The organism is Proteus mirabilis ATCC 29906 (assembly GCF_000160755.1).
Lineage (GTDB): Bacteria > Pseudomonadota > Gammaproteobacteria > Enterobacterales > Enterobacteriaceae > Proteus > Proteus mirabilis.
In genome coordinates, this window is the sequence record NZ_GG668576.1 from 1,173,781 (window position 1) to 1,187,743 (window position 13,963).

The window sequence follows — 13,963 nt, forward strand, 5'->3', positions numbered from 1 at the left end:
GCCGGTTATCCCCTTGGGTGATGTTGCTGATGAAGCACTTTTAAGCGCTCTGTAGCAACATGGGTATAAATCTGTGTTGTAGAGAGGTCACTGTGCCCCAATAACATCTGTACAACACGCAAGTCTGCTCCATGATTTAATAGATGTGTTGCAAAGGCATGCCGCAACACATGGGGTGATAATTTCTCTGAATCAATTCCGGCGATCACCGCGTAATGTTTTATACGATGCCAAAATGTTTGTCGCGTCATTTTTTGGCCTCTTAAGCTTGGAAACACAATATCATCGGTTTTCCCTTGCATAAGGGCTGGTCTACCATATTGCAGATATTGTTCTAACCAGTAAATAGCTTCTTCACCTAAAGGAACTAATCGTTCTTTATCGCCCTTACCTATCACACGTAACACCCCTTGCCGTAAGCTAATATCAGATAAAGACAATCCTACTAGCTCAGAAACCCGTAATCCACAGGCATAAAGAACCTCAAGCATCGCTTTGTCGCGTAATTCTATTGGCTCATCAATACAAGGAGCACTAAGTAAATTTTCTACTTGCTGTTCACTTAAGTCTTTGGGTAAACGTTTGGGTAATTTAGGTGTAGAAAGCAAAGCGCTGGGATCATCTTGGCGTAATTTCTCACGATAAAGATATTGGAAAAACCGACGTAAGGTACTTAACAGTCGTGCCGCACTGGTTGCTTTATAGCCCTCATCCAAACGAGTGGCAAGAAAAGCGTGTAAATCTAACGTCGTCACCGATAACCAATTGAGTTTTTGTGTGACCAGCCACTGGCTTAACGCCTGCAAATCTAAACGATAAGCGCTGAGTGTATTCGCAGATAACCCTTGCTCTAGCCAAATACTATCGAGAAATTGTTCTATGATAACGTCATTATCTTCTTGGTTATTATCTGTTGTCGTTTGTGTCGATAACTTGGTCTGGGTCACGGGTTTACTCTCTCTTCTTTACGTTGTTACTTGTACATTATGCCTCATAGAAAAAGTTTTCTGGTACAATAGTGACCTTTATTAGCAAAAATATCCTAAAAATCTTTATGAAAATTGGTCTATTTTACGGTTCCAGCACCTGTTATACCGAAATGGCGGCAGAGAAAATTCGTGACATTCTCGGTGAAGAGTTTATTGATCTTCATAATGTTCAAGAGTGCGATATTACTCTGATGCAAGAGTATGACATTCTTATTTTAGGTATTCCAACCTGGGACTTTGGTGAGATCCAAGAAGATTGGCTCGCAATTTGGGAAACGCTACCAACATTAGATCTCAAAGATAAACTCGTTGCTATGTATGGAATGGGTGATCAAATTGATTATGGTGAATGGTTTTTAGATGCATTAGGTATGCTCTACCACCATTTACTGCCAAGTGGTGTTAAATTTATCGGTTTTTGGCCTATTGAAGGGTATGAATTTACCAGTCCTAAACCACTTACTGATGATGGTAAACATTTTGTCGGGCTCGCATTAGATGAGGTGAATCAATTTGAAGAAAGTGATGAACGTTTATCACAGTGGTGTATGCAAATTTTACGAGAAATAGAAGAAAACTTGTAAATCGCAATCAATCTATTGCTTCAGGTTATCTACCGCAAGGTAACACTTTTAACCTTAGTCAATCAGTAAGCATTCTAACGGTTTATATACATACCCAGAATTAAATATCTGGGTATTGCATCAGCAGTTGTGAAAAATTTCGCCACTCATTTTCCGGCATACTATCAAAAGCAACCCATAGCGTGATTTGCTTATTATTTAAGATAGAATCTAACGTTATTTTTGCACCAAATCGGCTGATCCACGGTTGTTTTGCAATCTGCCATTCATGATATTTCCATTGAATACGATTGCCATTAAGCAGCACTAAATCCCCTTTCCTTTTATTGATATTTTTTTGGCTAAAATACCAACCTAATATAAGTAAAAGTAACAAAGGAACCCAGATATAAATAAAGCCAGGTGGCCAAGGATATAACAGCAATGCTATTTCAAAAATAACGTAAACACTAGTTGAAAATAACTGTGTAAACCAAGAAACTGTTAAATGTGATTTCCATAAAGTCACGAGTGATATTAGCTCCTGCTTTAATATCTTATTATTACAACAAGATATCGTCGTCGTTTTTTAATAGCATAACTGATTTTTGTAAAAAAAGGAGAATATAAAAAATAAAATGACGATCCTCTATTTTTTCTTTGAAATGCCACGCAAAATTATTGTCACTAAGATTTAATATTACCTCATTAAAATTTTCTATTCTTCGTTTTTTACTTACTAAAACGCCCTTATTCATTTAATGAATAAGGGCGTGATACTTAGTACTTCAGGCTTTATTTAATGCACTTGGTTTTATATTCTATTTTTATTAGTACTAATACTTATTAACAATTTCAGCCATACGAATTCTATTACGCTCTTGAATTAACTTTACCATGTAATAAAGATCTTCATCATCAGGGCGGCCGTGGTTCATCAACCAATTAAATAAATCAGGATCAGCACATTCAAGTAAACGAACAAAGAGCCTTTTGTCGTCATCAGAGAGTGTGTCGTACTCGTTTTCGAAAAAAGGCATGATAGAAATATCTAGTTCACGCATTCCACGGCGACATGCCCAATTTATTCGTGCTTTATTTTCTATATCGATAGTCATATTCTGCTCTTTAATATGTTCACTTCAAGAAATACCACTATTTCTTCCTGCCTTGATGATAGTCTTATCGCACTCTTTTTAACATCAAAATGATCACAATTTGTCGCTTTCGTCCAATAGCAACGCTTTGAAGCATCAATAAATTGTTATGCACAAAATTCTTTCTGTGCGCTGAAAATAATAATGACTTGCATTGTCTTGTGACTCTTTTACCATAAACAGTGTATCGGATTAACTACATAGCGGGTGATGTCATGACTCAAAATTCTACTCAGACAAAACGCCCTCATGCCGCAATCAATTTACCACTCACCTTGATCTCTTTAGATGATTGGTCATTGATAACTGCAACAGGGGCTGATAGTGAAAAATACTTACAAGGCCAACTAACAACGGATATTGCCGCATTACCGACTACAGAGCACACTTTAGCCGCTCATTGTGAAGCTAAAGGGAAAATGTGGAGTACATTGCGCATTTTCCATCAACAAGCAGGATTTGCTTATATATTGCGGAAAAATGTTGCTGAAAAACAACTTACTGAGCTTAAAAAATACGCCGTATTTTCAAAAGTGACTTTTACTGAAAATACAGATGCGGTGTTATTAGGACTTGCGGGGCAAGGCGCGGCACAAGCCTTAGCGGAATTCTTCCCTGAGATCCCTCGTAAAGCCAATGAAGTGGTTAATCACCAAAATAGCTACTTACTGCAACTCCCGTTACCTACAGAGCGCTTTTTAATTGTTACAGATGAAGAGACTGCCAAAAAACTAGCCACGACATTGCCCGCAGAAACCAGTGATAGTGACCAGTGGTTAGCCCTTGATATTGAGGCGGGTTATCCCATTATTGATACCCCTAATATCGAACAATTCTTACCACAAGCGACTAACTTACAAGCATTACCATTAAGTATTTGCTTTAAAAAAGGTTGCTATACAGGTCAAGAAATGGTGTCTCGTGCCAAATTCAGAGGCGCAAATAAACGTGCTATGTATCTGTTATCAGGTGGCGCAGCACAATTGCCGGACATTGGCGGTAGCGTTGAGTGGCAATTAGGTGAAGATAAATGGCGCAAAACGGGCACGGTATTAAGTGCGGTTCGTATGGCCGATAACACGATTATCGCCGAAGTGGTGATGAATAATGATATGGATGCTGACAGCGTATTTCGTGTCCAAAGTGATACCACCAGCCGCTTAACGATTAAACCTTTGCCTTACTCTTTAGAAGATGAGTGATAGCACTTCCATATGAACGGATTTTTATGACACAACAAACTAATGGGGCTTTTGGCCCCTTTTCAGATACCATCAATTTTATTATTGAACTCGATAAACTCAAACGCGTTTACCGCAAAAATAATGTATTAGACAATAGCCGTGCTGAAAATACCGCTGAGCATAGTTGGCACTTTGCTGTTGCAGCAATGAGTTTTCAACCTTATGCCGGTGATATTGATATAGGTAGAGCGATCCAGCTAGCTTTAGTGCATGATATTGTCGAAATCGATGCTGGTGATGTGATGGTTTATGATGTTGCCGCTCGTGAAGCGATTAAAGAGCAAGAGCAAAAAGCAGCCAGACGTATTTTTTCGTTGTTACCTGCACCACAAAGTGAATATTTTCTTAATCTCTGGCTTGAATATGATGCAGCACAAACCCCTGAGTCACAATTTGCCAATATTTTAGATCGCGCAATGCCAATGTTAATGAATCTACATAACGAAGGGCAAAGCTGGGTTGAAAATAATATCCGTTTAGAACAAGTGATTGCACGAAATCTATTTATCGAAAAACAGTGGCCAGAATTTTGGCAATACCTCTATCCTCAATTACTAGAGGCACAGAAAAAAGGCTGGTTAAAATAATTTTTTGCTGTTCATTTGATGCTGACCAAAAAAATACCGAAGGTAGATTTTGAATTTACCCTCGGTATTTTATTTAGTAATAGCGCTAAATTAACCTTTATTCATAATCACTTATTGGCGCACAAGAACAATGCAAATGACGATCACCATAAACATCATCAAGGCGTTTTACTGCCGGCCAATATTTATTGCGTTTCGTTGCTTCACTTGGGAATACCGCACATTCACGGCTATAGCTATGTGACCATTCTTGCACTAATTCATACTGTGTATGTGGTGCATTCACTAGCGGATTATCATCAATCGGCCATACCCCGTCATCGACTTGTGCAATTTCAGCACGAATCGAGAGTAACGCATCAATAAAGCGGTCAATTTCAACTTTGCTTTCAGATTCTGTTGGCTCAATCATTAATGTCCCCGCAACAGGGAATGACATGGTTGGCGCATGAAAGCCATAATCAATTAGACGCTTCGCCACATCCATTTCACTGATACCATAGTTAGCTTTGAGTGGACGAATATCAATAATACATTCATGGGCAACGTAACCTTCCGCCCCAGAATAGAGGATGTCATAGTCATCTTTTAAGCGTTGAGCAATATAGTTAGCATTTAAAATCGCTACTTGGCTCGCTTGTTTAAGCCCTTCTGAGCCCATCATACGGATGTACATCCAGCTAATGGGTAATATTGAGGCACTACCAAATTGTGCTGCTGACACGGCACCTTGGGTCGTAACACCGTCCATTTCCACGACACTATGTCCAGGTACAAATGGCGCTAAATGTGCTTTTACGCCAATAGGTCCCATACCTGGGCCACCACCGCCATGGGGGATACAGAAAGTTTTATGTAAGTTTAAGTGTGATACATCAGAGCCGATAAAGCCTGGGGTCGTGATCCCCACTTGCGCATTCATATTAGCGCCATCAAGATAAACCTGTCCGCCATATTGATGAATGATCTCACAAACTTCACGTATACCCTCTTCATAAACACCGTGAGTTGAAGGATAAGTCACCATCACACAAGAAAGCTCAGCTTGGTGCTTCTCTGCTTTCGCTTTTAAGTCTGCAATGTCGATATTACCATTTTCATCACACCCCACAACAACCACCGTCATACCCGCCATATGGGCTGATGCAGGGTTTGTACCATGGGCTGAGCTTGGAATTAAACAGATATGGCGATTTCCTTCTCCTCGGCTTTGATGGTAACGACGAATAGCTAACAATCCAGCATACTCCCCTTGCGCCCCTGAGTTAGGTTGCATACACATCGCATCATAACCCGTTATGGCAGCCAACCAATTAGATAGCTGCTCAATCATTATCTGGTAGCCTTGCGCTTGATAAGGTGGGCAGAATGGGTGCATTTCGGTAAATTCAGGCCATGTGATCGGCAGCATTTCAGCCGCAGCATTAAGCTTCATAGTACATGAGCCTAACGGGATCATTGCTTGGTTAAGCGCTAAATCTTTATTTTCTAAACGATGCATATAGCGCATCATTTCAGTTTCACTGTGATAAAGATGGAAGTTTTCATGGGTTAACACCGCATCTTTACGCAACATTGCCGTTGGAATTGAGGTCGATGAAGAAGCTACCAATGCATCTAATGTATCAATGTCATCAGAGAAAGCTTTACCACTGATAATCTCAATCAATCTGACAACATCTTCGCGAGTCGTCACTTCACTTAAAGTGACACCTATTGCGCCAACAATATCGGTTCGTAAGTTAATTTCAGCATCTTTAGCACGTTGTAATACACCCGCTTTATCCGCTGTTTCAACGGTTAAAGTATCAAACCATGTCTGATGGCGTAATGTCATGCCATTTTGAATTAAACCCGCGGCTAAAATATCCGTTAAGCGATGAATACGCTGAGCAATATTTTTTAGACCTTCAGGCCCATGATATACCGCATACATGGCAGCAATATTGGCCAGTAATACCTGTGAAGTACAAATATTCGAGTTAGCTTTTTCACGGCGAATATGCTGTTCACGAGTTTGCATTGCCATACGTAACGCTCTGTTACCTGCAGCATCACGCGAGACACCGATAATACGTCCTGGCATGGCTCGTTTATATTCATCTCGACAGGCAAAGAAAGCAGCATGTGGACCACCATATCCCATTGGCACCCCAAAGCGTTGGGCTGAGCCTAATACAATATCCGCTCCTTGTTGCCCTGGAGCCGTTAATAACACCAGTGCCATTAGATCAGCCGCTACACTGGTAATAATTTTTCGCGTTTTTAGTTCACTAATGAGCTGACTATAATCATGAATTTCACCGGTTGTGCCGACTTGCTGTAATAGCACTCCAAAGACACCTTCTAGCTCTAACACTTTTTCAGCTTTATCGACAATCACTTCAAAACCAAAGGTGTTAGCTCGGGTTTTTACTACATCTAGTGTTTGGGGATGAATATCATCAGCGACAAAAAAACGCTCCGCATTTTTTAGTTTACTAACACGTTTTGCCATTGCCATAGCTTCAGCGGCAGCAGTAGCTTCATCTAATAGCGAAGCAGAGGCTAAATCCATGCCGGTATAATCAATGGTTACTTGTTGAAAGTTAAGTAATGATTCAAGACGCCCTTGAGAAACTTCTGGCTGATAAGGAGTATAAGCGGTATACCAACCTGGATTTTCTAGCAAATTACGTAAAATAACAGGAGGCAATACAGAAGGCGCATATCCCATACCGATATAAGAGGTAAAACGTTTATTTTTACGGGCTATCGCTTTTAGTTCTGCTAATGCTTCTTGTTCAGTAGCCCCCCCTCCGACATTAGGCGGCGTTGCTAATTGGATATTATCGGGAACAATCTTTTGTGTTAATTCATTTAATGAGGAGATGCCAACAACATCAAGCATCTCTTTAATCTGTTCTGGCGATGAGCCAATATGGCGACGAATAAATTCATCACGATATTCTAATTGAGTTAAAGTTTGTGTCATTGCGGGTAATTCCTGAATTCACAATAAATGGATAAGCTGTTTTTACTGATTTGAAAATAGGCTGATAAATAAAAACGCCCCGACTTTTTAATGACGAGGCGTTTATTTTTACTCTTCGTTTTCAACTAACTCTTGGTAGCCAGCCGCATCAAGGAGATCGTTTAATTCGCTTTCATCTTTTGCTTTTATGCGAAATAACCATCCATCCCCATAAGGATCACTATTAACCAGCTCTGGTGAACCATCCAACTCCTCATTTACTGCAATAATTTCGCCAGATAATGGGGCATAAATATCTGATGCAGCTTTTACTGATTCAGCCACAGCACAATCATCCCCAAGATCAACTTCACTGCCTACTTCAGGAAGATCAACAAACACCATATCACCTAACAACTCTTGAGCATGTTCAGTGATGCCGATAGTGTATTCGCCATTGCCTTCAGAACGGATCCACTCATGAGATTGCGCATATTTTAATTCACTAGGTATTTGACTCATTGACCGTACTCTCCATTTAAAATAATAATGCTTTATACCAATGCTTTACCTGAACGAACAAAACCAGGTTTTACCACCTCTACCGGTATTTCACGATTACGCAATAAAACAATTGCGCTATCTTTAATACCTGCGGGTACTCTGGCTAATGCAATACTAAAGCCCAATGTCGGTGAAAATGTGCCACTAGTAATAACGCCTTCTCTTAATTCACCTAAATCATCGGTAAAGTGCACGGCACTACCTGCACGTAACACCCCTTTTTCTCGCATCACCAGACCAACCAGTTTATCTGTGCCTGTTGCGCGTAATTTTTCTAATGCTTCTCTACCAATAAATTGACGATCTTCGGGTAACCAGGCAATCGTCCATCCCATATTAGCCTCAAGAGGATTAATAGTTTCATCCATCTCTTGACCATAAAGATCCATACCCGCTTCTAAACGTAAAGTGTCTCGAGCACCTAACCCTGCGGGCTTAACCCCCACTGCTAATAACTTTTGCCAATAATCAACGGCTTGCTCTTTTGGCATGGCGATTTCATAACCTGCTTCACCGGTATAACCTGTCGTCGCGACGAAGAGATCATCAAGTTGTACGCCATAGAAAGGCTTCATCGCTGCCACTATTTGGCGATGCGATTCACTTAATAAACGCTGTACTTTTTCTTGTGCGTGAGGGCCTTGTACTGCAATTAATGCTAAATCATCACGTACTTGAATATCGACGACATAATCTTTGGCATGCTCAGTGATCCACGCTAAATCTTTTTCGCGGGTTGCGGAGTTAACCACCAGACGATAGAAAGTCTCATCAAAGTAGTAAACAATCAGATCGTCAATCACACCACCAGACGCATTTAGCATACCAGTATAAAGTGCTTTGCCTTTTTCGGTGAGTTTAGCGACATCATTCGCTAATAGATAACGTAGAAAGTCTTTAACTTGCGGGCCATGTAAATCAACAATCGTCATGTGAGATACATCAAACATACCTGCATCTTGACGCACATTATGGTGTTCATCAATTTGAGAGCCATAATGCAGTGGCATCATCCAACCATGAAAATCAACCATACGAGCACCACAGGCGACGTGCTCATCATATAACGGAGTCTGTTTTGCCATTCTTCCCTCTTTCTATTTTTAGTTTAGATGATCCAGAGAACGCAATTTGTTAAATATAAAATTAAACTTGATTAAAAATCAGCGTGTTAATTACAAGCTTAAGTTTATTTTTAAACATTATTTTAACAAATATGAGCAATTAACGTACAACGCAAACGATACCTTTACTTTGAACTTATCACTAAGAGAAAAAATAAACCATAAGTTAAAATAGGGTATTACCTCTACCAATCATAATGTAGAGAAATAAGTATGCAGAATGAATGATTGTAATTATGCGTATCAGCCCTCATTTTTAGTGAATAATGACTAAAAAAAGGGGAGCAATACAAAGAATAGACTGAAAAAATAGCTATTTTTAGTGTTATTTTTCCAGTCTGTTATAAAGAAAAGTAATGTGAAATGGCGGTTGAATTAGATTTTTTCAGCTGAAACAGGATTTTTATGCTTTAGCCATTCTGGTAAATCAGAAAGTCCCATCGCCTGTTCAAGTAACTTTGGTTTTACTCCTGGTAAACTATCTGCTAACGAAAGACCGATATCACGCACCCACTTTTTAATAGGGTTATTACCTTCAAATAATTCGCGGAACCCTTGCATAGTCGCTAACATGACCGCAGCGGCATGTTTACGGCGGCGCTCAAAACGTCTTAAATAGAGATACTCACCAAAATCTTTACCTTCTGCTTTTAAACGACGGATTTCACCAATTAATTCAGCAACATCCATAAAGCCAAGGTTAACCCCTTGTCCAGCTAAAGGGTGGATGGTATGCGCGGCATCACCTAATAACGCTAACCGTGGAGCGGCAAATTGACGTGCATAGCGACCCGTTAATGGAATTGTCATACGTTCACTGACTAATTCACACTGGCCTAAGCACATATCAAAAGTAACACCTAGCGTACGTTCAAATCGCGTTTTATCTGCACTCTTATAATCTTCAGCCAATGAGCTAGGTAGCGACCACACAATAGAACAAGTATGAGGATCTGCAAGAGGTAAAAAGGCTAAAATCCCCTCACCATGAAACACTTGGCGCGCCACATTATCGTGGGGTTGTTCTGTGCGTATGGTTGCGACTAAAGCGTGATGTTCATAATCCCAAAAAGTCAGTGGAATATCAGCATTTTTACGCAACCAAGAATTAGCACCATCGGCGCCAACAACCAGCCTAGCGGTTAACATTTCACCGTCATTTAAGCTGATAAAGGCTTCATTTTCTCCCCACACAATGCGTTCAATTTGAGCAGGGGAATAACAGGTAATATCACTATGACTGGTGACCTTTTGCCACAGCACTTCACGAATAAGATGATTTTCAATAATAGTGCCAAGATGAGATAACCCTTCTTGTTGCGCTGAAAACGCAATACGTCCAAAACTATCTTGATCCCATACTTCCATACCTTGATAAGGAGCTGTACGTAATGCCGTTAAGTTTTCCCATACCCCCAATTTCTTGAGTAATAACTCACTGGCAGTATTAATCGCAGATACCCGTAATGCAAAATCATCTTGCGGATGGAAATGCGTGGTGACTGGGTGATTTTCTATTATCGCTATACGTAATCCACAGCCATGTAATCCGCAGGCTAATGCAAGCCCGACCATTCCACCACCAGCAATAACAACATCAAATGATTTCATAATAAAAGTATCCTAAAAAGCAATTATGCTCAGTTTGTCCAACCTAATGTTTGGTGTGCTAATTTGTTACGAAGTGCAGGCACTAATTCCATCGTCATTAAGCCTAGATTACGGGAGATAATTAACGGCATACAACGATTCGCAAACACTTTCACTAAGCCATCAGTGATCGTAATAGTACTTTCTCTATCCTGTTCGCGAAGCTGTTGATATTGTGATAATACGCGATAACTGCCGATATCAAGACCTGATTGTATGGCCGAGGTTAATGTATTGGCTAATGTCATTACATCGCGTAAACCAAGATTAAAACCTTGCCCTGCAATAGGATGCAAGGTTTGAGATGCATTACCTATCAATGCTAAACGATGGCTGATCATTTGCTGTGCTTTTTGCAAAACTAATGGATAGCAATGACGCTGCCCTACTTGTTCAATCTTACCCAAACGCCAGCCAAAATCCCGTTGTAACTGTGCAATGGTTGTTTGATCATCCCATTGTGAAACTTGCTCTAATTTTTCAATAGGATGGCACCACACCAATGAACTACGCCCTTCGCTCATGGGTAACATTGCTAATGGACCAAATTGTGTAAATCGCTCAAATGCACAACCTTTGGGATCAATCTCTGTTTTTACATTGGCGATCACCGCAACTTGATGATAAGGCGTTTTCTGCCATTGAATATGACATTGATGACCAATGGGTGAATGTGTACCATCTGCGGCAACCAGTAAATCACCGCTAAGTTGCGTACCATCATCAAGTGTCACTTCAACGTTATCGAGATGGCGCTGAACATGCTCCACTTTAGCGGGACAATATAGCGTAATATTGGGTTGTTTTTTCAACTGTGCAAACAGTTGACGCCCCGCATCATGTAATTCAATAACATAACCGAGAGCGTCAATATCGTAGTCCTGCGCATTTATGTTCACAAAACCGCAATGGCCTCTATCAGAAACATGAACGTGATTAATAGGTGTTACAAAGGGTTTTAAGACCGACCATAATCCGATTTGTGCTAATCGCTTTGCTGTGCCATGCGCTAAAGCGATCGCTCTAGCATCGAATCCGGGATGCCCATTATCTGGCTCTCGCGCTTCAATAAGCGAAATGGAAATATTACCCTTATTTAATGCAGAAAGTGCTAGTGCTAACGTTGCACCCGCCATTCCGCCACCCACAATAATCACATTCATGCTGATTTTAGCCTTAAATTTTTCCTGCCATCAGAGCTTCAATTTCATCAGGATCTTTAACAACCATAGCCGTTAAATTTTCATTACCTGTTTCAGTAATAACAATGTCATCTTCAATGCGAATACCAATACCACGATACTCTTGTGGTACATCCGCATCTGGCGCAATGTAAAGTCCTGGTTCAATAGTCAACACCATACCCGGCTCTAAGATACGATCACGATCGGTGCCATAATGTCCAACATCATGAACATCAAGACCTAACCAGTGACTTAAGCTATGCATAAAGAAGCGCTGATAGGCTTTTGTCTCAATGAGGTGTTCGATATCACCGTGCATAATGCCGAGCTTAACTAAGCCTTCCACCATGATATACACGACATGTTTAGTGACTTCTTTGATGCTTGTACCCGGTTTATACAATTCGAGGGATACATTGAGTGATTTTAAAACAATCTCGTAAATTTCACGTTGTTGACGGCTAAATTTACCATTAACAGGGAAAGTTCGCGTAATATCACCCGCATAACCTTCATATTCACAGCCTGCATCAATGAGGACTAAATCCCCATCACGCATTTTAGTTTCATTTTCAGTATAATGTAAGATACAACCGTTCTCACCACTACCGACAATACTGTTATAGGAAGGGAAACGCGCACCATGAGAGATAAACTCATGTTCAATTTCCCCTTGTAATTGATACTCATACATACCTGGCTGACATTTTTGCATTGCGCGAGTATGGGCTAACGCAGAAATTTTTCCGGCTTTGCGCAGTAATTCAATTTCAGCATCAGATTTAAATAACCGCAGTTCGTGCACTATTGGGCGCCAATCAATAAGCGTTTGTGGCGCTTTTAAATTACGGCGAGAGCCTTTTCTTAAGGTATCCAGAGCATTAAAGACGATTTCATCGGCAAACGCATATTCACCTTGGGCATGATAAACAATATCCAATCCATTGAGTAATTGATAAAGTTGCTCACCTACATCTTCGTAAGGTAGCGCTTTATCAACACCTAATTTTTCAGGGGCAGCTTCTTGCCCAAGACGACGACCAAACCAGATTTCCGCGGTTAAATCTCTAACCCGATTAAACAGTACGCTATGATTATGTGTTTCATCACTTTTAATCAACACAAGGATAGCTTCTGGCTCACTAAATCCGGTGAGATACAAGAAGTCACTATGTTGGCGATAGGGATATTCACTATCAGCATTGCGTTGTGCTTCTGGCGCAGCAAAAAAGATAGCTGCACTTGCTGGTTTCATCTGAGCTAATAATGCCTGACGACGGGATAAAAATTCTTGCTTATTCATACCCACTCCTATCCTTTATTGATCTTTTGGTTATCTAATTAATAAGGCAATTATTAATGTAATGTCCGTTGTTCATCTTGTTTATCATTTTCTGTTGTTGTCTCTTTTGAGGCGACAAAAGTGATATAGCACAGCTGAACAGAGACTTTGACATATTCTGTAACTTCTTCGAGTGCATCTTCAAGCTCTTGTTGATTTTCATCTTCTTCATAGCCTAATGCACCAATATTACGCAAATCAGTGATAACTTCCGTCAACTCTTTATGCTCAGATAACTTAGGTTGTGCAACACCTAATCCTAATAGAAAATGATTAACCCACCCTGCAAGGGCATCAGCTCGAGGAAAAACAGATTCTGCATCGTCAGGTAACAGCATAGAAAAATTAAATACGCTGTCATCAAGTTGCTCATGAGTGACGTGATAAAGTGATTCAAGGGGTTCTGATAACGATTTAGGGAACGCTAAGCCCTCATTAGTCAGTTCATGTAACAAAGTTTTCCAACTATTGTCATGTACTGCTCCACAAATAAACCCAGTAATTAGACCATGCATCTCTGCGGCAGTTAAAGGCACGGCATGTTGTTGTAATAATGAATCAATTGCTGAGTAATCTGGTAATGTGTTTTGTATTGACATAAGAATA

General features: G+C 40.3%; 13 protein-coding genes. 3 read left to right on the plus strand and 10 right to left on the minus strand.

What is annotated here, in order from left to right; all coding sequences use genetic code 11:
• Positions 1–5: 5 nt before the first annotated feature.
• Positions 6–947 carry a site-specific tyrosine recombinase XerD gene (gene xerD, locus HMPREF0693_RS05400; RefSeq protein WP_004244032.1) on the minus strand — a complete coding sequence of 314 codons (942 nt, stop codon included), beginning with the start codon at positions 945–947 and terminating at the stop codon, positions 6–8.
• Between the two features lie 107 nt (positions 948–1,054).
• Between xerD and fldB the strand changes: the two genes are divergently transcribed.
• Positions 1,055–1,573 carry a flavodoxin FldB gene (gene fldB / locus HMPREF0693_RS05405; protein WP_004244033.1) on the plus strand — a complete coding sequence of 173 codons (519 nt, stop codon included), beginning with the start codon at positions 1,055–1,057 and terminating at the stop codon, positions 1,571–1,573.
• Between the two features lie 100 nt (positions 1,574–1,673).
• Here the strand turns inward: fldB and HMPREF0693_RS05410 are convergent, their stop codons facing one another.
• Positions 1,674–2,081 (minus strand): protein YgfX, encoded by a 408-nt coding sequence (locus HMPREF0693_RS05410; RefSeq protein ID WP_004244035.1) that lies wholly within the window; start codon positions 2,079–2,081, stop codon positions 1,674–1,676.
• 307 nt (positions 2,082–2,388) lie between these two features.
• Entirely contained in the window at positions 2,389–2,664 is a 276-nt protein-coding gene (gene sdhE, locus HMPREF0693_RS05420; RefSeq protein WP_026090407.1) for an FAD assembly factor SdhE, read from the minus strand.
• 260 nt (positions 2,665–2,924) lie between these two features.
• Between sdhE and ygfZ the strand changes: the two genes are divergently transcribed.
• Both ygfZ and HMPREF0693_RS05430 read left to right on the plus strand, forming a co-directional pair.
• On the plus strand, positions 2,925–3,911 hold the full coding sequence (gene ygfZ / locus HMPREF0693_RS05425) for a tRNA-modifying protein YgfZ (protein ID WP_004244039.1): 987 nt from the start codon (positions 2,925–2,927) through the stop codon (positions 3,909–3,911).
• A 26-nt stretch (positions 3,912–3,937) separates the two neighbouring features.
• Positions 3,938–4,540: an HD domain-containing protein gene (locus HMPREF0693_RS05430; protein ID WP_004248526.1), complete on the plus strand. Its 603-nt coding sequence runs from the start codon at positions 3,938–3,940 to the stop codon at positions 4,538–4,540.
• Positions 4,541–4,637: 97 nt separating this feature from the next.
• On the opposite strand, the gene gcvP is transcribed toward HMPREF0693_RS05430, so the two are convergent.
• The 7 genes from gcvP to HMPREF0693_RS05465 form a co-directional block, all read right to left on the minus strand.
• Positions 4,638–7,514 (minus strand): aminomethyl-transferring glycine dehydrogenase, encoded by a 2,877-nt coding sequence (gene gcvP, locus HMPREF0693_RS05435; protein ID WP_004244041.1) that lies wholly within the window; start codon positions 7,512–7,514, stop codon positions 4,638–4,640.
• 108 nt (positions 7,515–7,622) lie between these two features.
• Positions 7,623–8,015: a glycine cleavage system protein GcvH gene (gcvH, locus tag HMPREF0693_RS05440; RefSeq protein ID WP_004244042.1), complete on the minus strand. Its 393-nt coding sequence runs from the start codon at positions 8,013–8,015 to the stop codon at positions 7,623–7,625.
• A 32-nt stretch (positions 8,016–8,047) separates the two neighbouring features.
• Positions 8,048–9,142: a glycine cleavage system aminomethyltransferase GcvT gene (gene gcvT, locus HMPREF0693_RS05445; protein ID WP_004244043.1), complete on the minus strand. Its 1,095-nt coding sequence runs from the start codon at positions 9,140–9,142 to the stop codon at positions 8,048–8,050.
• 414 nt (positions 9,143–9,556) lie between these two features.
• Positions 9,557–10,792 carry an FAD-dependent 2-octaprenylphenol hydroxylase gene (gene ubiI, locus HMPREF0693_RS05450; protein ID WP_004244044.1) on the minus strand — a complete coding sequence of 412 codons (1,236 nt, stop codon included), beginning with the start codon at positions 10,790–10,792 and terminating at the stop codon, positions 9,557–9,559.
• Between the two features lie 29 nt (positions 10,793–10,821).
• A complete protein-coding gene (gene ubiH, locus HMPREF0693_RS05455) occupies positions 10,822–11,994 on the minus strand; it encodes a 2-octaprenyl-6-methoxyphenyl hydroxylase (protein ID WP_004244045.1) in 1,173 nt (390 codons plus the stop codon).
• A gap of 13 nt (positions 11,995–12,007) precedes the next feature.
• Complete coding sequence (pepP, locus tag HMPREF0693_RS05460) at positions 12,008–13,318, minus strand: Xaa-Pro aminopeptidase (RefSeq protein WP_004244046.1); 1,311 nt, start codon at positions 13,316–13,318, stop codon at positions 12,008–12,010.
• A gap of 53 nt (positions 13,319–13,371) precedes the next feature.
• Complete coding sequence (locus tag HMPREF0693_RS05465) at positions 13,372–13,956, minus strand: YecA/YgfB family protein (protein ID WP_004244047.1); 585 nt, start codon at positions 13,954–13,956, stop codon at positions 13,372–13,374.
• Positions 13,957–13,963 lie beyond the last annotated feature (7 nt).